The organism is Delftia sp. HK171, from assembly GCF_001886655.1.
Taxonomy (GTDB): Bacteria; Pseudomonadota; Gammaproteobacteria; order Burkholderiales; family Burkholderiaceae_C; genus Comamonas; species Comamonas acidovorans.
This window is the reverse complement of record NZ_CP018101.1, coordinates 2,087,753-2,107,183: the sequence shown is the minus strand read 5'-3', so window position 1 is coordinate 2,107,183 and position 19,431 is coordinate 2,087,753. Positions and strand designations below refer to the sequence as shown.

Sequence of the window (19,431 nt, the reverse complement as noted above, 5' to 3'; positions counted from 1 at the left end):
TCGCTCCGCGCTAGGGTCACTTTTACTGCGAGGCATATTCGCCGCTCCCTTCAAGCGCCGCTCCCGTCCTGCGAGGCCACTACCGCGCGGTGGTTGGATTGGCCACCCGAACATCCTGTCCAGCGGCTACAAGCGGAGCATCGACTTTGTCTGCACCGTATTGACGGAAATGCCTCACTGCCACAGGATTTTTGCCGCAGCATCGTTGGACCTTCCGCAACCTACCCGAGAGGTACCCTATGGCTGAACAAGCGACCCAGGACAAGCAACCTCAACCTGATCTGGCCGAGTTCAATGCGTTCTTTCCATCCCGCTACTCGCTCAGTCAGTTCACATCGCCCAAGTCCGACCTGCGGGATGCCGATTACGCGACAACCTATCAAGGAAGCAAGAAGATCCTGATGATCGGCGCGGACGAGCGCTACCTGCTTACCGACAACGGCAGCTTCTTTTCCACCGGCAACCATCCGGTCGAAACCTTGCTGCCCATGTACCACCTCGACAAGGCAGGCTTCGCCTTCGACGTGGCAACGGTTTCGGGAAACCCCGTCAAGTTCGAGTTCTGGGCCATGCCCTCCGAAGACGAGACGGTCAAGGGCTTCTTCGACAAGTACCACCCGCAGTTCAAGCAGCCGTTGCGCCTGTCGTCTGTGCTGGCGCAGGGCCTGGAGCAATATGCGGCCATCTTCGTGCCTGGCGGGCATGGCGCACTGATCGGCCTGCCCGACAGCCGTGACGTGGGGGCGGTGCTGGAATGGGCGGCCGCCAACAACCGGTTCGTCATCTCCCTGTGCCACGGCCCTGCCGCATTCCTCGCGGTTGGCGATAGCGACATCTACCGGGGCTACAAGATATGTGCCTTCCCCGACGCGCTCGATGCGCAGACCCCCGACATCGGCTACATGCCGGGTCACCTGACCTGGAAGTTCGGCGAAAGACTCAAGGCCTTGGGAATCGAGATCGTGAACGATGGCATCTCGGGCGCGGTGCACCGGGACCGGCAACTCATCACGGGCGACAGCCCGCTGGCTGGCAATGCGCTCGGCAAGCTTGCCGCCAAAACCTTGCTCGCGGAAGTCGCAGCCTGAAGTAAACGTTTCCGTTTCGTGTTGTCAGCCGCAGCAAGGCGAAGTTCGGCTCAGGGTCGTTCCACTGCCGCTTTTTCCGCTGGCAGTTGCAGCCCGTATGCCAGCGCCGCACCCAGCGCGTCAATGACCGCCCGCACGCCCGGCACGTTGCGGCGGTCGCGGTGATAGGCCAGGTACACCGGGCAGGACGGCAGTGGCGCGTCCACCTCCAGGCGCGCCAGGCCGGGCACGGCATGGGCCATGGCGTCGGGCAGCAGGCAGATGCCCTGACCTTGCTGCGTGGCCTCCTGGCGGGCCAGGTCGGAGCCGGATCGAAAGACGAATCGGGTGGCGCCCCGGCTGGCCAGCCACAGGTTGGAGGCGTCCTGCCGGCCGATGGCCAGGTCCTGTCCCACGAAATCTTGGCTGGCGAAGTCCTGCACGCGAAGGTGGCGATCCGGCAGGCGCTGCTCGACATAGCCGTGCGAGGCGTACAGGCCAAACGTCAATTGCCCCACCCCTTTCTCCACCACCACGGCCGAGCTGGAGCGCCCGACCCTGAGCGCCACATCCACTTCGCGCCGCCCGACATCCGTGAAGCGCGACTCCACGGCCACTTCGATATGCAGCCCGGGATGCGCGCTTCTCAACTGCGAGAGCACGGCGGTCACGGGCTTCACGAAGCCCTCTCCCATGCTGACGCGAATGGTGCCGGTCAGCGCATGGGCCTTCTCATCGGGCCGGTCGTCGCGCTTGATGCCGCCCAGTCCCAGCTCGAATTGCTCAGCCAGCTCCACCAGTTCCATCGCATCGGGCTCGACCGTCGTCCCTGCGCTGCTTCGGTGTACCAAGGCGCGGCCCAGGGATTGCTCCAGCGCTTCGATGCGCCGCGCGACGGTCGAGGTGGACAGGCCCAGGGCAGCGCCTGCAGCAAGCAGGCTTTGGTGGCGGTGAAGCGCCAGGAGCACGCGCAAGTCATCCCAGGTGGTGGGCGGTTGGTTTTTCATGAATGCAAATCAGCTTACCAGCGCTGCCCATTCCCAGCCGGGCACCCCGTCGCAATACTCGAGTGCATGAAAACCCCTTTTGATTTCTCCCAGAAAACCGTCCTGGTGACCGGTGCCTCCATGGGCATCGGCGAAGTATTCGCCAGGGAGCTTGCCCGCCGTGGCGCCAAAGTCGTGCTGATCGCGCGCAGCCGCGACAGGCTCGAAAAGCTCGCCAGCGAATTGCCCGGCGCCGAATTCCTGGTCGAGGACCTGGCGACACCCGGGGCGGCCCGGCGGGTTTTCGAGGCCGTCAGCGCCAGGGGCCTGCTGCCGGATCTGCTGGTGAACAACGCAGGCTTCGGCACCCATGGCAGGTTTGATGAACTGGCGCTGGCCATGCAGCGGGAGGCCATCGACCTGAATGTGGGCGCCCTGGTGGAGCTGACGCACCTGTGTCTCCCCGCACTGGAGCAGCGCCAGGGCGGCGTCATCAACATCGCCTCCACGGCAGCGTTTCAGCCGGTCCCGTACATGGCGGTCTACGCCGCGACCAAGGCCTTTGTCCTTTCGTTCAGCGAAGCGCTCTGGGCCGAGTACCGGCCACGCGGCGTTCGCGTGCTGGCGTTGTGCCCGGGCGCTACCGACACGGCGTTCTTTGCCCGCGCCGGCGAGGCCGCATCGTTTGGGAAAAAAGCGTCCAGCGAGGACGTGGTTCGCCTGGGGCTGAAAGCCTTCGACGACAACCGCGCCTCGGTGGTGCACGGTTGCGCCAACTACCTGACGGCCCTGGGCGCCCGCGTTGCCACGCGCGAGTTCATGGCCCGGTTCACGGCGCGCGTGATGAGGCCTGCAGCGCAGCCGGCTTGAATGCCCACGGTCTCAGGGATGCAAGCTTGCCGCGGCCCGGCCATTCCTGGCCCCGGCCTGCGTTCACCAGTCAGCCGCCACTGCCGTCAGCCCTTCGTGCGAGGGAAAGTGCGGCAGCACCTCCTGGGCCAGTTCCTCCAGCACCTCGGCGGGCGGGCGCTGTGTCCACTGGATGCCCAGCGCCGCGTGGTTCACCCCCGCCGCCTGCCAGTGTTCGAGCAATGCCACCAGTCCCTTGCGCCCGGTGCGCAGGACATAGCCCCCATGCAACGGGGTTGGGGGATGGCCGGGGTCATCGACCAGGTCGATCCACTCATTCGTCATGTGCGGGCGGAATGCGCCTCCAGGGATCAGGTCACGCCAGGCACGGATTTTTTCCGCCAGGTGCTGGGGCCCCCGGGGGGTATGGGTGGCACCGGGGTAGGTCAGCCAGCCATCTGCATGCTCAGCAATCCACGCCAGCGACTGGCTTGACGATCCCGTCACCATCAGCGGAATGCTCCCCGCAACGGGCTGGGGGAGAAACTCGGCTCCTTCCAGGCGCCCCAGCGGGGAATCGATGTCCAGGTGCCCGGGCTGCATGAGCTGACGCATATAGGCCACGGCCTGGGAAAAGCGCTGTGCCCGGGCCGCGTGTTCCAGTCCGTAGGCGGGAAACTCCATCGGCCTGTCGCCAGAGGCCAAGCCCATCACCAGCCGGCCGCCGGAGAGCTGGTCAATGCTTGTGGCGGCCTTGGCCAGGTCGATCGGATGGCGCAGGGAGACGATGGCGCTGCCGGTGGCCAAGGCGATCTTGCGGGTACGGGCCGCCAGGAAGGACAGGTAGGTGAAGGGGTCGAACACCTGCCCTGCGTCCCCGAACGAGGGATCGAACAAGGGGACATCGCGCACCCACACGGCGGCAAAGCCATGCTGGTCGATGCGGGTGACCAGATCGGCCTGCCCGCGCAGCACCGACATGTCGCCCTTGTAGCTGCGCAGCGGCAGGAAGATGCCCACGGTCAGCCGGTCTGGTGCAAACATGCGCCGGTAGCCAGGGTGTGCGTAGAACGAGGCATAGGAAGCCCCACCCGTGCGCGGGGAGAGAGGAGTTGCGTTCATTGTCTGGACCTGACTCGTGTTCATGCGCCGGTTGCCGGTGCCGGCAGCGTGATGCCCTTGCGCACCGCAGGCCGCGCCGCGACCCGCTCATGCCATGCGCTCAGATGGCGGTGCCGGCTGAAGTCGAAGTGGATGATTCGCGCGATGTGCGTCCAACCGAAATGGGCAATGTCTGCAATGGAGTAGCAGTCGCCGGCCAAGTAGGAACGGCCCTCCAGCGCGTGGTCCAGCACCGTGAACGCCTGCTCCGTCAGGCGCCGGTAGCGTTCGATTGCGGCAGGAACCGGGCTGTCCGCGAACAGCTCGAAGTGCACGCGCTGGCCCAGCAGCGGCCCGACACTGGACGCATGGAATTGCAGCCATTTGATCGCCTCCCAGCGGGCCTGCAGGTCCTCTGGCAGCAGGTGCCCGCTCCTGTCGGCCAGGTACAGAAGAATGGCCGCTGACTCAAACAACACCACACCCGTCTCGCTGTCCGTGAGCACGGGAATGCGGCCATGGGGATTCAGCGCCAGAAAGGCCGGCTGCCGGTGCTCGCCTTCATCGATGCGCACATGGTGCAGCTGGTAAGGCAGCGAAAGTTCTTCAAGCGCAATGGTCACCTTGAAGCCATTGGGGGAGCTGTCTGAATAGAGATGGAGCATTTAAATTTTAGATAAACTTAATTCATAGAATCGCTGGAAAGACTTATTTTCAACAGATATACGTCTAATTTAAAGCGATGATTTCTGCTCCAAGAATTTAGTAAATCTAAAAATAAGATGACCTACCCATTGCAGGCGCTGCGCACTTTCGTGGAAGTGGGGCAGCGCAAAAGCGTCAAGGCCGCGGCACAGGCCCTGCACGTCACGCCCGGCGCCGTCAGCCAGCAGATCCGCGTGCTGGAAGACCGCCTGGGAGTGGTGTTGCTGGAGCGTGAGCGCCTTGGCATGCGACTGACCGAGGCAGGCGCCAGCGTGTTCCCCAGGCTGCGCGAAGCGTTTCTTCAAATCGACCAGGCCATGCACGACCTGGAAAGCACCAAGGCAAGACGGAGCCTGACCGTCAGCACGGTCGCCACGTTCGCGGCATCGTGGCTGGTGCCCCGGCTGGGGCGTTTCAAGCAATTGCACCCGGACATCGAAATGCGCGTGGAGGCCACGTCGGAACTGGTGGACCTGCGGCGCGACCGGGTGGACGTGGCCTTGCGCCATGGGCTGGGAGACTATCCGGGGCTGGAGGTTCTCCCCCTCATGGCGCCAGTTCTGACGCCCGTCGCCTCGCCGGGGTTCCTGAAGGCGCACGGGGCAGTGATCCATGAGGCAGGCGATTGCCTGGGCTACCCCCTGCTGCATGACGGCGACCGCGCAGACTGGCCGCTCTGGCTGAAAGCGCATGGCGTGGCCGACGACATGCGCGCGGAGCGCGGCAGTGCCTTTGACGATGACTTCCTGCTGATCCGTGCGGCAGAGGCTGGCCAGGGCCTGGCGCTGGTGCCGCAGGCCTATGCCCAGGAAGAAATCGCGGCGGGCCGGCTCATCCAGGTGCTGGACAAGCCATGGCCCGCACGATTTGCCTACTACGCGGTGACGCGGCCCGGAGCGGCCGACCGCCCCGAAGTGCGCGCGTTCCTGGACTGGATTCGCGACGAGGCGGGGAAAAAGCTGTCCCCTTCCCAACCTTAGCCCAGCACGAGCCTTGCTAGCCTTGGCACATGCTGATCTCCGAACTCGCCCAGCTCACGGGCGTCTCCATCCACGCGCTGCGCCACTACGAGCGCGCGGGCCTGCTCAAGCCCCGGCGCCTGCCCAATGGCTACCGCGACTATCCGCGCTCGGCCCGGCGCGAGGTGGTGTTCATCGCCATGTCCCGCGCGCTGGGGTTCGGGCTGCCGCGCATTGCGGAGAACCTGCGCGCCTGGCGTGCGGGGCGCATAGGCCCCGGTGACCTGGCCGATGCCGTGCAGCAGCGCGTGCAGGAGATAGACGAGCAGATCGCCGCGCTGCAGGCCCAGCGCGCCCAGGCCCTGGACCATGTGCAGTGGCTGCGCGCCCGCCAGGCCGAGCGGGATCTGGCGCAAACGGCACCGACCCCAGCCAGCACCCCCGACAAACCCGCCGCGCCCTGGCCGCGCGTGCGCCGTGCCGTTTCACCCACTACGAAGGAGACAAGCCATGACTGAGCCGACCACGCACCCCACCCCATCCACCCAGGCGCTGCAGAAGGCCGTGCTGGCCATGCCCATGGCGCGCACCCTGGGCCTGCGCTTTGTACGGGCCGAGCCCGGCGCCACCGAGCTGGAGATGCCCATTGCCGATGCCCTGTGCTTTCAGCCGGGCCAATTACAGGCCACGGCGATCTTTGCGCTGGGCGACTTTGCGGCGGTGTCGGCCGCAGGTTCACTGCTGCCTGCTGGCTGGGCCAATGCCACGGTGGACGGCAGCGTGAAGCTCTTCGCCCCCGCACGCGGCACCCACCTGCGCGCGCGCGGCCGCGTGGTGGATGCCGGCCGCGTGCTCAGCATCTGCGCGGCGGACCTGTACGCGGTGGCCGAGGATGGACATGAAACGCATTGCGCGACCTGGCTGGGGACGGCGCGCAATCTGGAGCCGAGGCCCGTGCGGGCCTGAGAACGATCCCCCGGTCTCCCCACCCCGTATGTCAGCGCCTAAGTCGTGGCGGTTGCGGGGCTGCGAGGTTGTCGAAGGGCAGACGACCTCGCCAAGGCCACCACAGCTACAAGCTTTCCTTCAAGCCAATCTTCTCTTCAGATAGAGACTCTCGCCTATAGTGAATAAGCAATACCAACATCACACAGGACATGAGAGAAGAAAACGAGAAAATATAGTTGATCATGGAATAGCTGGAGCCATGAAAACCCAATGACATTGGAGCAAAAAACACCAATGCGTAAACAACCCAAAAAATGATTCTTGACGACCAATAAAGACCTAGCCCCCCAGAAATTGCTGCGACATAGAAGAACACCGCATCCGTAATTCCTTTGCACACCAAGGAAAGGAAACCTTCCCCGACAATTTGAGAACCATTCGCTTCTGATATTTCATAGAACAGCATGAATACAGACAATGCAACAACTGGAATAATGGCACAAAAAATCATCAATGACGATGAATCTTTGATGAACTGAAATTGCACTACCCATTTTCCACGATTTTTGGATATCTCCATTACCAGAAGAGCACAGACTCCCATGGCAGGCAGTTCTGCCAGCAGCAATATGGCAGAAGCTTGAGATTGAATTGCAGAATACATTGCACCCAGCCCTGCAACAGACATTGACAATATATAAAGCAGATATTTCCCAAAGAACGCATTGGCATAGCCAGGGATCAAGACGGAAAATATTCTTCTACCAGGCAATCCACGAAAATTGAATGAAAAACTGAATTGACCGTATTTCCGCATCAAAGCATATGCGGCAACGGAAAAAATGATGTCACTGAACAGATAGGCAAGAGCGATCGAATCATCACTCATCCACTCATTCTTCCCAAGCAGCGCCAGCACCACAATGACGCAGGCTACATGGAAAAAAACCTGCCACATTCTGAATTTTGCAACGATGGCAGTATGTGATCTTGACTCAAGAACGCAGCTACATACATTGATGATTCCGAAGAAGGGAATACACAGAATTATCAATCTTGCCTGCGATACGGCCCCATCCAACAGTTCCTCTGGCAAACCGGATATCAGGGTCTTCGAGATAACAGGAAGCCAATACACCAGAATAAAACAAAACCCGGTGTATAGGAGGACCAGCCAAAGCAGCAAACTGATGAGTGAGTCTGACTGCTCCTTATCTTTGCTGGCAGCTATTTCCGAAAAGAAGATGGCGCCAATACTCGCTGGCAATACAAAGAAAAGTGATGCAAAGGAAAGGGCTATGCTGAATTGGGCAACGAGAGTCGAGCTATAGAAACTAATGGCAAAAATGGTGACCATGGAGGCAAGCGGTGGGGCAGATCGCCCAACTGCAAGATCAAATACCCGCTTTGCATCACCAGGCCTCATACTTGATCGTCCTCCGCAGAATCAAACCCCATTATATATGACTCAAATTCTTTGAAATGAAGATCCTGCTCTTCTTTGATAGAGCCATTAATTTCCCTTGTCCTTCGCCCCTCTCATCCCGGAATATGGACCACCATAACAATGACGGCCAAATATATTGGTGCAATCCTCGAAATACATCTGGATGCAGCAATAGAAGAATTTTTTAATCCGATATGAATAAATCAATCATTCATTGCAAAAATGCATGATGCAATCGGACTGATCTGAAAGTCTTGATGCACAGCCTGGGCTGCACCAGCGCCTGAATGGAATTCGCAGTCTGCCGACCCTGCTTTTACATCGGCGGCTCATATGCATGCCATTGCGCTGTGGCCGTTGCATTGCAGTCCTGCCGAAGGACAGGACTGCCCCATTGCCTGACGCGGGTCCAAAACAGACCCGGCCAGTCAACTCACCCCCGCAGCTTCGCCCGCCGCGCCTTCACCGCCGCAGCCAGCTGCTCCAGCACAGGCACGGTCTGCTCCAGGCTGATGCAGGCATCGGTCACGGACACGCCATGCGCCAGCGGCTGGCCGTCCACGATGTCCTGCCGCCCTTCCTGCAGGTGGCTTTCGATCATCAGCCCCGTGATGCGGGCATCGCCACCGGCGATCTGCTGGGCCACGTCGGCCGCCACGTCGATCTGGCGGCGGTGCTGCTTGCTGCTGTTGGCGTGGGAGACATCGATCATGACCTGCGGGCGCAGGCCTGCGCCTTCCAGCAGGGCGCAGGCGGCCTGCACATGCTCGGCGCCGTAGTTGGGCTGCTTGCCGCCGCGCAGGATGACGTGGCAGTCGCCATTGCCGCGGGTCTCGAAGATGGCGGACTGGCCCATCTTGGTCATGCCCATGAAGGCGTGGGGCGCGCTGGCCGCCTGGATGGCATCGCTGGCCACCTTGACGCCGCCGTCCGTGCCGTTCTTGAAGCCCACGGGGCAGGACAGGCCGCTGGCCAGCTGGCGGTGGCTCTGGCTTTCCGTGGTGCGCGCGCCAATGGCGCCCCAGCTGACCAGGTCGCTGATGAATTGCGGCGACAGCAGGTCCAGGAATTCCGTGCCCACGGGCAGGCCCAGGGCCAGCACGTCCAGCAGCAGGGCGCGTGCCATTTCCAGGCCTTCGTTGATGGCGAAGCTGCCGTCCAGGTGCGGGTCGTTGATGTAGCCCTTCCAGCCCACGGTGGTGCGGGGCTTCTCGAAGTAGACGCGCATGACCACGAGCAGCTCGCCGGCCAGGGCGTCGGCCTGGGCCTTGAGCTGGCGCGCATAGTCCATGGCCTGGTCGTGGTCGTGGATGGAGCAGGGACCGACGACGACGATGAGCCGGTCGTCCCGGCCCTGCAGCACGTCCGAGATGGCGGCGCGGCTGGTTTCCACCAATTGCTGCGCGGCTTCGGGCGCGGGCAGCCATTCCTGCAGCAGGGCCGGGGTGATCAGGGGGCGCACGGCCTTGATGCGCAGGTCGTCGATGCGGGTGGTGTCGTGCGTGCTCAGGGGCACGGCACTGCGTTGTACGTGGGTGGGGGTGGTCATGGCGCTATTGTGGCGCCTTGAGGTTTCCCGACCGGGGCGGGCAAGTGGCTTGCCCGCCCCTAGGCATCGACTTACTGAGCCGCCGGTGCCGGTGCCGGTGCCGGTGCCGGTGCTGGCGCAGGCGCGGACTCTGGCGCAGCCGGCACAGCGGCCGGTGCCGCGCCGTACTGCCAGCCGGCGGGCAGCAGGCCATCGACCCAGTGCAGGCGCCAGGCCATCAGCGCCAGCAAGGCCACCACGGCCAGCGCCACCAGGGTGTTGCGCAGGCCGTTGCCTTCCGCATAGGGATCGCCCGCCGTGCGCCGCGCGCCCACCGGCACCTTGGCGGTCTGCGACAGGCTGCGGCCCAGCGGCAGGTTGATGCGCATGCGGCCGTTGATGGCCCAGCCGCTGGCGTCCAGGATGGGCCCCAGGCTGCGCTGGCGCAGCTTGAGCCAGGCAATCATCATGCTGGGCCCGGAGATGGCCGCGATGAGGCCGACCAGGGCCACGGGAATCCAGGGCCCCAGGTCGATGAACTTGCCGAAGATGCCCACCAGCACGGCGCTGATGGAGCCCAGCGCCACACCCAGGGCGGCCACGGTGCCTACATCGGTCTTGCGCGATGCGGCCGCAGCGGTGGCGGCTGTGGCGGCTGTGGCGTTGGCCGCAGCGGTGCCGGGCGCCGTGACCAGCTGGCCGGCCTGCGTGCCCAGGCTGGCGGTCACGCCCTCTTCCTTGGCCGAGGCGCGCTTGGCCACCTGTTCCTCCACCATGCGCAGGAACTTCTTGTAGGGCAGGAAGAAGGCCTGGCCGATGCTGGTGGGGTTCTCGATGAGCTTGACGATGGTGGCGTCCCAGTCGTTGCCCGCGCGGTCATAGAACACGCCGTTGCGGCCCACGAAGAGAAAGTCCACATCGCCCGCCGTGAAGGCCGCGACGATGGCTTTCTTCTTGCCCTCGCGCCGCAGCTCGCAGTAGGCCAGGCAGGTCTTGGCACGGCCGGCCAGCGCGGCGTGGGCGGCGGTGTCGCTCACTTCCACGGTCAGGTCGCAGCTGCGCGCATCCAGGTAGAGCGTGCCGGCCTGGAAGGCCGCGCCCTCGCGCCGGCAAAAGAGGCTGAACGAGACGAAGTTGTTGAGCAGCACCAGCAGGTCGCGCTGCAGGCGGATGAGCTTTTCCAGCGCCACGGCCTGCAGGCTGTGTTCCTTCTCGGACTCGTCCTGGGCAATGAGGTCCAGCAGCGCGGCTTCCTGCCCGCCGTCCAGCAGCGCCTGCACCTCCTGTTGCGACAGGGCATCGAGCGGCGTGGCGGGACGGGCCGCCAGCCATTGGCGGCAGGGCTGCAGGGCGGCCTTGACCTGCTCCCACTGCGCGGCGGTGATCTCCTGCAGGTCTTCGCCCAGCACGGGCTGCACGGCCTGCTCGCGCAGGGCCTGCAGCGCACCGGCCCAGGCGGGGTTCACGCCCTGGGCCAGCGGCAGCGCGCGGTCGGCCGCCACGGCGGCCAGCGGCAGCGCGGCAATGGCCTGGGCGCCGCTGTCCAGCACCTCACGGCCCAGGGCGGCATAGCCTTCGATGGAGGGGTTGAGCGGGTCCTGCGCACGCGTGTCGAAGGCGGCCAGCCGCGTGCGTGCGAAGAAGTCGTCCACCTTGGCCTGCACCGCGTCCACGGCGCGGGCCGCGGCCAGGGCCTGGTCGCGCTCGGCAATGCCGCAGCCCAGGGCTTCGGCGCCTGCATGCCAGTCGCGCAGGGAACGCAGGTCGGCATAGAAGGACTCGGCCTGCTTGCGTGCGATGCCGGCCACGCCATCGGCGCCCGCCGCCGTGCCATAGGTCTTGCCGATGCGCTCGACCAGCGCGGCCAGCGCCTTGTCGTCCCCGGCGGTGGCGGGGCTGACGATGCCGTCGCCATTGAAGCGCATGGCCGCCAGGGAGGCCAGGCGCTCGCGCACCTGGGCCAGGCTCAGCGCGGCGCCGCCGGCCTGGCCGGACAGGGCCAGCATGCGCTCGGCCTCGGCATGCAGCAGGGCGCCCTGCTCGCTGTCGCGCTCCAGGCTGGACAGTTGCAGCACGTCGCCGCCATCGGCCAGCACCTGGGGATCACGCACGCGCGCCACGGCCCATTGGCAGGCGGCAATCAGTTCGGGCGGGCGGATGCGGCCGTCCTTGTCTTCGTCGATCAGGTCCAGCGTGTCGCTGTCGAACTCGATGCCGCGCGTGGGGCAGGCCAGGGCCACCCACAGCTTCTGGTCCAGCTCGCCGATGTGCGCAATGTCCTGCCCGGTGCGGATGACCACCTGGTCCACTCCACCGGCGCGAAAAAACTCCCAAGCATGTTGCTGCTGCATGAAATACCCAACGGCCGCTCTGGCCAACATTCAAAAAACGAAAACGAAAAACCGAAAAAGGGCCGCAGTTTAAAAGTCATTCGGCCTGCTCAATTGAAGACATTTGTCAACGATGGGCGTCAGCACAGGCTGTCAGGGCTGGCGCTTTGTGTGAAAATAAAAGCACTGAATAGATACTTTATTGCCTCCCATGCCCTCCAACTCCACCGCATCGGCCCCTCAACAAGGCCGGGACAAGCTGCACCTGCAGCTGGCGCGGCTGTTCCGCAGCAAGGTGTCCACGGGCGCCTGGCCCGTAGGCAGCGCCATTCCCACGGTGCAGGAGCTGGAGGCGCTGCATGGCGTGTCGCGCACCACGGTGCGCATGGCACTGGGCGCCCTGGTGGCAGAGGGCCTGCTGCTCACGCGCAAGCGCGGCGGCACGCGGGTGATTGCGGCGCCCTACAAGCCGCCGTCCTTTCTGCTGCCCACCAGCTGGAAGGAGCTGGTGGCCTTTGGCGCCCACATCGGCCAGATCACCCTGCACACCGGGCGCGACTGCCTGCCGCCGATTCCCGAAGGCTTCCCCGACGTGGGCCGCATGGCCCCCGCCTACGTGCACCTGCTGCGCGTGTACGACCATGACGCGGCGCGGTTCTGCCTGTCGCAGCTGTACCTGGAGCAGGAACTGTTCCCCGAGATCGAGGCCCAGCTGGAGCGCAGCTCCCTGGCCGTGGCCCTGAGCAGCGACCCCTCGCGCATTGCCGTGGCGCGCCAGCACCTGAGCGTGGCGCCGGCCGACGAACTGGCCGCCGAGCACCTGGGCGTGGCCCTGGGCACGCCGCTGATGCAGGCACTGCGCTGGGCATGCAATGCCGACGGGCTGCTGATCTACTGGGCGCGGGTGCGCTTTCTCAGCGAGTACGTGCATATGGAAATGGATCTCCTGAAATGAACCCGACTTCCTCATTCCCCGCTTCACGCCCGCATGCGGGCCGCGTGGCCTGGATCACCGGATCGACCAGCGGCATCGGCCTGGCCGTGGCGCGCCATCTGGCCAGCGAGGGCGCAGCCATCGCGCTGCATGGCCAGGCCGCCGCATCGGCCGAGACCGATGCGCTGGTGCGCGAGATCGCCCAAACGCATGGCGTGCCGGTGCGCCACTACGGGTTGGACCTGCGCGACGCCAGCGCCATCGCCCCGCTGGCCCGGCGCATTGCGGCCGAGCTGGGGCCCATCGACATCCTGGTCAACAACGCAGGCATGCAGCATGTGAGCCCGCTGCTCGAATTCCCGGCCGGCAAGTGGGACGAGCTGCTGGCCGTCAACCTGTCGGCGCCCTTCCACGCCATCCAGGCCTGTGCGCCGCAGATGCTGGAGCGCGGCTGGGGCCGCATCATCAATATCGCCTCGGTCAGCGGGCTGGTGGGCGTGGCGCGCAAGCCGGCCTATGTGGCCAGCAAGCACGGGCTGATCGGCCTGACCAAGTCGGTGGCGCTGGAGTTCGCCACCACGCCCGTGACCTGCAACGCCATCTGCCCCGGCTGGGTGCTGACGCCACTGGTGCAACGACAGATCGATGCGCTGGCAGCGCGCGAAGGGCTGGATGCCGAAGCGGCGGCGCGCCAGCTGCTGGGCGCCAAGCAGCCTTCCCAGGCCTTCGTGACCGTGGAGCAGGTGGCGGCGCTGGCCGGTTTCCTGGCCAGCGAGCAGGCCGCCCAGGTGCGCGGCGCACACTGGAACATGGACGGCGGCTTTGCCGCTGCCTGAGCCGGCCCTGCCTGAACCGCCCCGCCCGACCCCTTTCATACCAACGACAGACAAACCCAACCAGGAGAGACAGATGTCCTTGAACGAAACCCATGACGCAGGCCTGCGCAGCTGGGTGGCCTCGGCCAATACCGGCGCCAGCGACTTCCCCATCCAGAACCTGCCGTTTGCGGTGTTCCGCCGCGCAGGCAGCCAGGAGGCCTGGCGCGGCGGCGTGGCCATTGGCGACCAGGTGCTGGACCTGGCGCGCGCAAGCGCCCTCAAGGCGCTGGGCGATGCCGTGCAGCCGCAGCTGGAAGCCGCTTCGCAGCAGCACCTGAACGGCTTCATGGCCATGGGTCCGGCCGCCTGGTCGGCCCTGCGCCTGGCGCTGTCGCGCGCGCTGCGCGAAGGCGCTGCCGCACAGGCGGCGCTGCAGGATTGCCTGGTGGCCCAGTCCGACGTGGAGTACACGGTGCCGGCCCAGGTCGGCGACTACACGGACTTCTATACCTCGGTGCACCACGCCACCAACGTCGGCAAGCTGTTCCGCCCGGACAACCCGCTGATGGAAAACTACAAGTGGGTGCCGATCGGCTACCACGGCCGTGCGTCCAGCCTGCGTGTGTCGGGCGTGGACTTCCGCCGCCCCATGGGCCAGCTGAAGGCGCCCGACGCCGCCGCACCCGCGCTCAAGCCCTGCGCACGCCTGGACTATGAGCTGGAGATGGGCATCTACACCGGCGCCGGCAACGCCTGGGGCGAGGCGATTTCCATGGACGTGGCAGAGAACCACATCTTCGGCCTGTGCCTGCTCAACGACTGGTCGGCGCGCGACATCCAGGCCTGGGAATACCAGCCGCTGGGCCCTTTCCTGTCGAAGAACTTCGCCACCACGGTCTCGCCCTGGGTCGTGACGCTGGAGGCGCTGGAGCCCTACCGCACGGCCTTCACGCGGCCCGCCGCCGATCCCCAGCCCCTGCCCTACCTGAGCTCGGCCGCCAATTCCGAGCGCGGCGCGTTCGACGTGCAGTTGAGCGTGGCGCTGGAGACCGGCCGCATGCGCGCCGAAGGCCAGGCTGCGCAGCAGATCACCCACACCAGCTACCGCCACGCCTACTGGACCATGGCCCAGCTGGTGGCCCACCACAGCGTCAACGGCTGCGACCTGCAGCCCGGCGACCTGCTGGGCACGGGCACGCTGTCCGGCCCCACCTCCAGCGAGGCCGGTGCGCTGCTGGAGCTGACCGAAGGCGGCAAGAAGCCCGTGGCCCTGGCCAATGGCGAGAGCCGCACCTTCCTGCAGGATGGCGATGCCGTGATCCTGCGCGGCTGGTGCGAGAAGCCGGGCGCCGCGCGCATCGGCTTCGGCGAGTGCCGCGCCACCGTGCTGCCCGCGCGCCAGGCCTGATGGCAAAGGCAGATCGATCGGGGCCGATGGAGGGGCCCGATTGATCTGCGCGATTGATCTGCGCGATGGATCTGTCCGATTGATTCACCCGATCGATCCGCCCGAATGTCGTGATTCCGACAGCCATGAGTGCATGACACAATTGCTGACATGCCCGCCCCATCGGAAGACGCCATCTCAGCACCTCCCGCCACCATCGACTTCGGAAGGCAGGCGGCCCCTGCTCGGCAGGAGCCCGCCTTTGCCGAGCCCGGCAGTGCCAGCAGTTCCGACACGGCCGACTCTCCCAAGAGCCCCAGCAAACTGCCGCCCTCTATAGCCAGCGCCTTCGCCGCCGCAGCCTATGCACTGCAGCACGGCGATGACGGCACTGCCCCCAACGAACGGGCAGGCGCCGGCGCACATGCCGGCGTCACCAGCTTCACGGGCGGACAGGGCACCGGCCTGATGCCGGGCCTGTACGCCAGCCTGATTGGTGAGCCCTCACGCGACTACTACCTGCGCCTGTTCGAGCGCTTTGACGCGCTGGGCAAGCCCTTGCCTACCTGGAACCTGGCCGCAGGCCTGTTCACCCTGCCCTGGTGCGGGCTGCGCGGGCTGTGGCAAGAGGGCGGCCTCTATGCGCTGGCCGCCGGCGGCACGGGCCTGGTCTGGGGCCTGTTGCTGCGCCCCGCGCTGGGCCTGCCCCCGGCGATTGCCCACGGCATCGATGCCACGCTGATCCTGCTGGCCATCGCCATTCCCGGCCTGGGCGCCAATGCCCTGTACTGGCACCATGTGCGCCGCCACACGCTGCAAGCCATTGGCGAGGCCCCCAACATGGCCGCAGCGCACGAACGCCTGGCCCGCCGCGCGGCCACGCCCCTGCACAAGCGGCTGGCCGTGGCGGCCGGTGCGGTGCTTGCCGCCGCTGCCGGTGCAGGCATCTGGGCGCTGTCGGGCATGCCACATTTCATGGCGGCACAGACCGAGGTGATTCCGTCCGAAGCCATACCGGCCACTGCACCAGTTTCGCCCGCTGCACCAGCCGTGGTGCCAGCGCCCGCCGCAGCCGTACCTGCCGTCGAAACGCCAAGGACGGAACCGGCGCCCACTCCCGCCTCCACTCCCACGCCCCAGCCCCAAGAGCCGGTTGCCCAGACCGAGGCGCGCCCTGATCCGCAAGCGCCCTTGCCCGCCGCCGGCAGCACCGTCTCCGGCACGGTCGAACCCATGCCCGTCGTGGCAGCGGCCGGCGCTGCGGGAGCCGTCGCGGCCACTGCAGCTGCAGCCATTCCCGTCAAGGCCGCGTTGGTGCCAGCCAAAGCACCTGCACCTGCACCTGCACCTGCACCTGCACCTGCACCTGCACCTGCACCTGCACCTGCACCTGCACCTGCACCTGCACCTGCACCTGCACCTGCACCTGCACCTGCACCTGCACCTGCACCTGCGCCTGCGCCTGCGCCAGCGTCCGTGCACGCAGCCACGCCAGCGCCCGCCAAGCCCTCCAAGGCGGCGGCTGAAACCAAACCAGCCAAGCCCGCCAAGCCTGCCGAACCCGTCGCAAAGGCCGCGGCACCTGCCAAGGCCGCCTCGGCGGCTCTGGAGCCGGGCAACTACTACATCAACATCGGCGTGTTCTCTGAAGCTGGCAATGCCGGGCGCGTGGTGGAGCGGCTGGAGAAAGCCAAGCTTCCCACGCTCAGCCAGACCCTGCACAGCAACAAGGGCGAGATCGTGCGCGTGCGCTCGGGCCCCTTTGCCAAGCAGCGCAGCGCCGATCAGGCGGCCGCCAAGATACGCGCCATGGGCATGGAGGCCACGGTCTTCCACCACGCCCCCGCGGAAGGCCGCAGCGCGCGGCGCTGAAGCCTTTGCTGCCACCTGTTACTTCCGCATGCCTTCGGCTTCGCCTTGGCCCGGCTCAGCCCGGCTAAGGTATGCGGCATTGTCCGAGGCAGCGCGCCCGCGCCCGCCCTGATACTGCGCAGCAACACCCCATGAATCGAGGAGACAGACCATGCCGATGACCGCCCCCGCCCTCCAACGCCGCCTTGCCGCCCTGGCCCTGCTGGGCGCCACCACCCTGGTGGCAGGCTGCGCCGGCATGAGCAATCCTTTTGGTGGCAGCAGCGGCGGCGCGGCGCAACCGGCACCGCGCCCCGTGCAGGTCTGCAATGCGGCATCGGCCCAGTCGTTCGTGGGCAAGAGCAATACATCGGCCACGCTGGAGGCCGCCCGCAAGCAGTCGGGCGCCTACATGGCCCGCGTGCTGCGCGAAGGCCAGCCAACGACGATGGAGTTCAACCAGGAACGCCTGAACCTGGTGGTCGATGGAACCGGCCGCATCGTGGCCGTGCGCTGCGGCTGATCGCCGACCGATTGCGCTGTGGCGCTGGATGAAAAAAAGGACGCCTCGGCGTCCTTTTTTCAACGGCGGTTCGCAGGTTCACTCGGCAAGAAACAGCTCCTGCAGGTCGCTGAGGAAGTCAAAGCCCCGCTCCGTAGGCACCACCCGGCCCAGGTCGCGCGTGATCAGGCCCTTGGCCTGTGCGGCGTCCAGCCCCTTGGCGATGGACGACAGCGGCAGGCCCGTGCGCTCCATGAAGTCCTGCAGCGCAAAGCCTTCGCGCAGGCGCAGCGCGTTGAGCATGTACTCGAAGGGCAGGTCGGCACGGCGCACCTCGCCGTCCTGCGCCAGCGGCGCGCCGGCCAGGGCCTGGTCCATGTAGCGCGCGGGATCGCGAAAGCGCACCTGGCGCACGATGCGGTGCGCAAAGCTGAGCTTGCTGTGCGCGCCCGCGCCTATGCCCAGGTAGTCGCCGAACTGCCAGTAGTTGCGGTTGTGCCAGCACTGGTGGCCCTCACGCGCATAGGCCGAGATCTCGTAGCGCTGCATGCCCGCGGCAGCGGTGCGCGCGGTGATGCGGTCCAGCATGTCGTAGGCCAGGTCGTCCTCGGGGATGGCAGGCGGAAACTTGGCGAAATACGTATTGGGCTCGATGGTCAGGTGATAGACCGACAGGTGCGGCGGGGCGAAGGACATGGCCACGTCCAGGTCCCGCGCCAGGTCCAGTTCGGTCTGGCCGGGCAGCGCGTACATCAGGTCGATGTTGAAGGTCTCGAAGCTGTCGGCCGCCTCGCGCACGGCCGCACGCGCCTGGGCGCCGTCGTGCACGCGGCCCACGGCCTGCAGCAGGCGGTCGTCAAAGCTCTGCACGCCAATGGACAGCCGGGTGACACCGGCCGCGCGGAAGGCGCGGAAGCGGTCGGTCTCGAAGGTGCCGGGGTTGGCCTCCATGGTGATCTCGCAGTCGGCCTCCATGCGCAGGCGCGCGCGGATGGCGGCCAGCAGCCGGTCGATGGACTCGGGCGCGAACAGGCTGGGCGTGCCGCCGCCGATGAAGATGCTGTGCACGGTGCGGCCCCAGATCAGCGGCAGCGCGCTTTCGAGGTCGGCGACCAGGGCGTCGATGTAGCGGTCTTCGGGCAGCTCGGGGCCGTCACGGCCATGCTCGTGCGAGTTGAAGTCGCAGTACGGGCACTTGCGAATGCACCAGGGCAGGTGCACATACAGCGACAGCGGCGGCAGGCTGCCCAGCTGCAGCGTGCCTGGGCGCATGTAGTGCTGGATGTCGCGCTGCACGGCGGCCTGGGCGCCGGAGGCCGAATCCTGGGGCTGGATGGGAATCATCGCACCCAGCGCTCGCGCACGAGTTCGATCATCTGCAGCGTGGCGCGGCCGCGGTGGCTGTGCGCGTGCTTCACGGCCGGGTCCATCTCGGCAAAGGTCTGGCCCAGCTCGGGGATGTACATCACGGGGTCGAAGCCGAAGCCCTGCATGCCACGGCGCTCGGTGGTGATCTCGCCCTGCACACGGCCCATGGCGATCAGCGGCTCGGGGTCCCTGGCGCTGCGCACGCCCACCAAGGTGCTGACCATGGCGGCACGGCGGTCGGCCACGCCCTGCATCTGCTCCAGCAGGGCGCGCACGTTGTTGTCGTCGCTTTTCTCGTAGCCGAACTGCGTGCAGTAGTAGGCCGTGTCCACGCCCGGCAGGCCGCCGAAGTGCGAGACGCACATGCCGGCGTCGTCGGCAATGGCGGGCAGGCCCGTGCGCTCGGCCGCGAAGCGGGCCTTGGACAGCGCGTTCTCCACGAAGGTGCAATGCGGCTCGGGCGCCTCGCCCTCGAACAGGTCGCCCTGGCGAATCAGTTCAACGCCCAGCGGGGCGAACATGGCTTGCAGCTCGGCGAGCTTGCCGCGGTTGTTGGAGGCCAACACAATCTTCATCGTAGAAATCCAGTCGGGCGCCCGTGCGCCCTTTGTCGTCAATAGGTTCGGTAGTCCATGCGCGCCACCGGCACCG

18 protein-coding genes are annotated in these 19,431 nt (G+C 65.9%); 10 read left to right on the top strand and 8 right to left on the bottom strand.

Features of this window, described 5'->3' with window-relative positions; genetic code table 11:
• Positions 1-239 precede the first annotated feature (239 nt).
• The gene (gene hchA / locus BO996_RS09585) at positions 240-1,088 is read left to right on the top strand and encodes a glyoxalase III HchA (RefSeq protein WP_071954604.1); all 849 of its coding nucleotides are present in this window, start codon (positions 240-242) and stop codon (positions 1,086-1,088) included.
• A gap of 50 nt (positions 1,089-1,138) precedes the next feature.
• Here the strand turns inward: hchA and BO996_RS09580 are convergent, their stop codons facing one another.
• Entirely contained in the window at positions 1,139-2,074 is a 936-nt protein-coding gene (locus tag BO996_RS09580) for a LysR family transcriptional regulator (protein WP_071954603.1), read from the bottom strand.
• Positions 2,075-2,140: 66 nt separating this feature from the next.
• Between BO996_RS09580 and BO996_RS09575 the strand changes: the two genes are divergently transcribed.
• Positions 2,141-2,923 (top strand): SDR family NAD(P)-dependent oxidoreductase, encoded by a 783-nt coding sequence (locus BO996_RS09575; RefSeq protein WP_071954602.1) that lies wholly within the window; start codon positions 2,141-2,143, stop codon positions 2,921-2,923.
• Between the two features lie 63 nt (positions 2,924-2,986).
• Here BO996_RS09575 and BO996_RS09570 read toward each other — a convergent pair whose 3' ends face one another.
• Together BO996_RS09570 and BO996_RS09565 are read right to left on the bottom strand one after the other, a co-directional pair.
• Positions 2,987-4,024: an LLM class oxidoreductase gene (locus BO996_RS09570; RefSeq protein ID WP_071954601.1), complete on the bottom strand. Its 1,038-nt coding sequence runs from the start codon at positions 4,022-4,024 to the stop codon at positions 2,987-2,989.
• Between the two features lie 20 nt (positions 4,025-4,044).
• Entirely contained in the window at positions 4,045-4,668 is a 624-nt protein-coding gene (locus tag BO996_RS09565; protein ID WP_071954600.1) for a glutathione S-transferase family protein, read from the bottom strand.
• A 117-nt stretch (positions 4,669-4,785) separates the two neighbouring features.
• Between BO996_RS09565 and BO996_RS09560 the strand changes: the two genes are divergently transcribed.
• The 3 genes from BO996_RS09560 to BO996_RS09550 are packed head-to-tail and all read left to right on the top strand — an operon-like array spanning position 4,786 to position 6,633.
• On the top strand, positions 4,786-5,688 hold the full coding sequence (locus tag BO996_RS09560; RefSeq protein WP_071954599.1) for a LysR substrate-binding domain-containing protein: 903 nt from the start codon (positions 4,786-4,788) through the stop codon (positions 5,686-5,688).
• A 29-nt stretch (positions 5,689-5,717) separates the two neighbouring features.
• Entirely contained in the window at positions 5,718-6,185 is a 468-nt protein-coding gene (locus BO996_RS09555) for a MerR family DNA-binding transcriptional regulator (RefSeq protein WP_071954598.1), read from the top strand.
• Positions 6,178-6,633 carry a PaaI family thioesterase gene (locus tag BO996_RS09550; protein WP_071954597.1) on the top strand — a complete coding sequence of 152 codons (456 nt, stop codon included), beginning with the start codon at positions 6,178-6,180 and terminating at the stop codon, positions 6,631-6,633. Before BO996_RS09555 ends, BO996_RS09550 begins: the two co-directional genes overlap by 8 nt.
• A gap of 106 nt (positions 6,634-6,739) precedes the next feature.
• Here BO996_RS09550 and BO996_RS09545 read toward each other — a convergent pair whose 3' ends face one another.
• The 3 genes from BO996_RS09545 to BO996_RS09535 all read right to left on the bottom strand — a co-directional run bounded on the left by BO996_RS09545 (position 6,740) and on the right by BO996_RS09535 (position 11,941).
• Positions 6,740-7,972, bottom strand: a complete 1,233-nt coding sequence (locus BO996_RS09545; protein WP_232240495.1) for a multidrug transporter MatE — start codon at positions 7,970-7,972, stop codon at positions 6,740-6,742.
• Positions 7,973-8,495: 523 nt separating this feature from the next.
• Positions 8,496-9,611, bottom strand: a complete 1,116-nt coding sequence (locus BO996_RS09540; protein WP_043825515.1) for a 3-deoxy-7-phosphoheptulonate synthase — start codon at positions 9,609-9,611, stop codon at positions 8,496-8,498.
• A 71-nt stretch (positions 9,612-9,682) separates the two neighbouring features.
• Entirely contained in the window at positions 9,683-11,941 is a 2,259-nt protein-coding gene (locus BO996_RS09535; protein ID WP_071954595.1) for a hypothetical protein, read from the bottom strand.
• Positions 11,942-12,131: 190 nt separating this feature from the next.
• On the opposite strand from BO996_RS09535, the gene BO996_RS09530 reads away from it, so the two are divergent.
• From BO996_RS09530 to BO996_RS09510, 5 genes are all read left to right on the top strand, one after another.
• Positions 12,132-12,875 (top strand): GntR family transcriptional regulator, encoded by a 744-nt coding sequence (locus tag BO996_RS09530; RefSeq protein ID WP_012203963.1) that lies wholly within the window; start codon positions 12,132-12,134, stop codon positions 12,873-12,875.
• Positions 12,872-13,690 carry a 3-hydroxybutyrate dehydrogenase gene (locus tag BO996_RS09525; RefSeq protein ID WP_071954594.1) on the top strand — a complete coding sequence of 273 codons (819 nt, stop codon included), beginning with the start codon at positions 12,872-12,874 and terminating at the stop codon, positions 13,688-13,690. The genes BO996_RS09530 and BO996_RS09525 overlap by 4 nt, the downstream gene beginning before the upstream one ends.
• Before the next feature lie 73 nt (positions 13,691-13,763).
• Positions 13,764-15,080 carry a fumarylacetoacetase gene (fahA, locus tag BO996_RS09520; protein WP_071954593.1) on the top strand — a complete coding sequence of 439 codons (1,317 nt, stop codon included), beginning with the start codon at positions 13,764-13,766 and terminating at the stop codon, positions 15,078-15,080.
• A gap of 150 nt (positions 15,081-15,230) precedes the next feature.
• Entirely contained in the window at positions 15,231-16,931 is a 1,701-nt protein-coding gene (locus BO996_RS09515; protein WP_071954592.1) for an SPOR domain-containing protein, read from the top strand.
• A gap of 151 nt (positions 16,932-17,082) precedes the next feature.
• On the top strand, positions 17,083-17,433 hold the full coding sequence (locus tag BO996_RS09510; RefSeq protein ID WP_012203959.1) for an I78 family peptidase inhibitor: 351 nt from the start codon (positions 17,083-17,085) through the stop codon (positions 17,431-17,433).
• Between the two features lie 78 nt (positions 17,434-17,511).
• On the opposite strand, the gene hemW is transcribed toward BO996_RS09510, so the two are convergent.
• A complete protein-coding gene (gene hemW / locus BO996_RS09505) occupies positions 17,512-18,756 on the bottom strand; it encodes a radical SAM family heme chaperone HemW (RefSeq protein ID WP_012203958.1) in 1,245 nt (414 codons plus the stop codon).
• On the bottom strand, positions 18,753-19,355 hold the full coding sequence (gene rdgB / locus BO996_RS09500; protein WP_071954591.1) for an RdgB/HAM1 family non-canonical purine NTP pyrophosphatase: 603 nt from the start codon (positions 19,353-19,355) through the stop codon (positions 18,753-18,755). Before rdgB ends, hemW begins: the two co-directional genes overlap by 4 nt.
• Positions 19,356-19,431 lie beyond the last annotated feature (76 nt).

Bases quoted from the DNA above. Each gene is read 5' to 3' on its own strand.
- hchA (WP_071954604.1), top strand. From the start codon at position 240: ATGGCTGAACAAGCGACCCAGGACAAGCAACCTCAACCTGATCTGGCC.
- BO996_RS09580 (WP_071954603.1), bottom strand. From the start codon at position 2,074: ATGAAAAACCAACCGCCCACCACCTGGGATGACTTGCGCGTGCTCCTG.
- BO996_RS09575 (WP_071954602.1), top strand. From the start codon at position 2,141: ATGAAAACCCCTTTTGATTTCTCCCAGAAAACCGTCCTGGTGACCGGT.
- BO996_RS09570 (WP_071954601.1), bottom strand. From the start codon at position 4,024: ATGAACGCAACTCCTCTCTCCCCGCGCACGGGTGGGGCTTCCTATGCC.
- BO996_RS09565 (WP_071954600.1), bottom strand. From the start codon at position 4,668: ATGCTCCATCTCTATTCAGACAGCTCCCCCAATGGCTTCAAGGTGACC.
- BO996_RS09560 (WP_071954599.1), top strand. From the start codon at position 4,786: ATGACCTACCCATTGCAGGCGCTGCGCACTTTCGTGGAAGTGGGGCAG.
- BO996_RS09555 (WP_071954598.1), top strand. From the start codon at position 5,718: ATGCTGATCTCCGAACTCGCCCAGCTCACGGGCGTCTCCATCCACGCG.
- BO996_RS09550 (WP_071954597.1), top strand. From the start codon at position 6,178: ATGACTGAGCCGACCACGCACCCCACCCCATCCACCCAGGCGCTGCAG.
- BO996_RS09545 (WP_232240495.1), bottom strand. From the start codon at position 7,972: ATGGTCACCATTTTTGCCATTAGTTTCTATAGCTCGACTCTCGTTGCC.
- BO996_RS09540 (WP_043825515.1), bottom strand. From the start codon at position 9,611: ATGACCACCCCCACCCACGTACAACGCAGTGCCGTGCCCCTGAGCACG.
- BO996_RS09535 (WP_071954595.1), bottom strand. From the start codon at position 11,941: ATGCAGCAGCAACATGCTTGGGAGTTTTTTCGCGCCGGTGGAGTGGAC.
- BO996_RS09530 (WP_012203963.1), top strand. From the start codon at position 12,132: ATGCCCTCCAACTCCACCGCATCGGCCCCTCAACAAGGCCGGGACAAG.
- BO996_RS09525 (WP_071954594.1), top strand. From the start codon at position 12,872: ATGAACCCGACTTCCTCATTCCCCGCTTCACGCCCGCATGCGGGCCGC.
- fahA (WP_071954593.1), top strand. From the start codon at position 13,764: ATGTCCTTGAACGAAACCCATGACGCAGGCCTGCGCAGCTGGGTGGCC.
- BO996_RS09515 (WP_071954592.1), top strand. From the start codon at position 15,231: ATGCCCGCCCCATCGGAAGACGCCATCTCAGCACCTCCCGCCACCATC.
- BO996_RS09510 (WP_012203959.1), top strand. From the start codon at position 17,083: ATGCCGATGACCGCCCCCGCCCTCCAACGCCGCCTTGCCGCCCTGGCC.
- hemW (WP_012203958.1), bottom strand. From the start codon at position 18,756: ATGATTCCCATCCAGCCCCAGGATTCGGCCTCCGGCGCCCAGGCCGCC.
- rdgB (WP_071954591.1), bottom strand. From the start codon at position 19,355: ATGAAGATTGTGTTGGCCTCCAACAACCGCGGCAAGCTCGCCGAGCTG.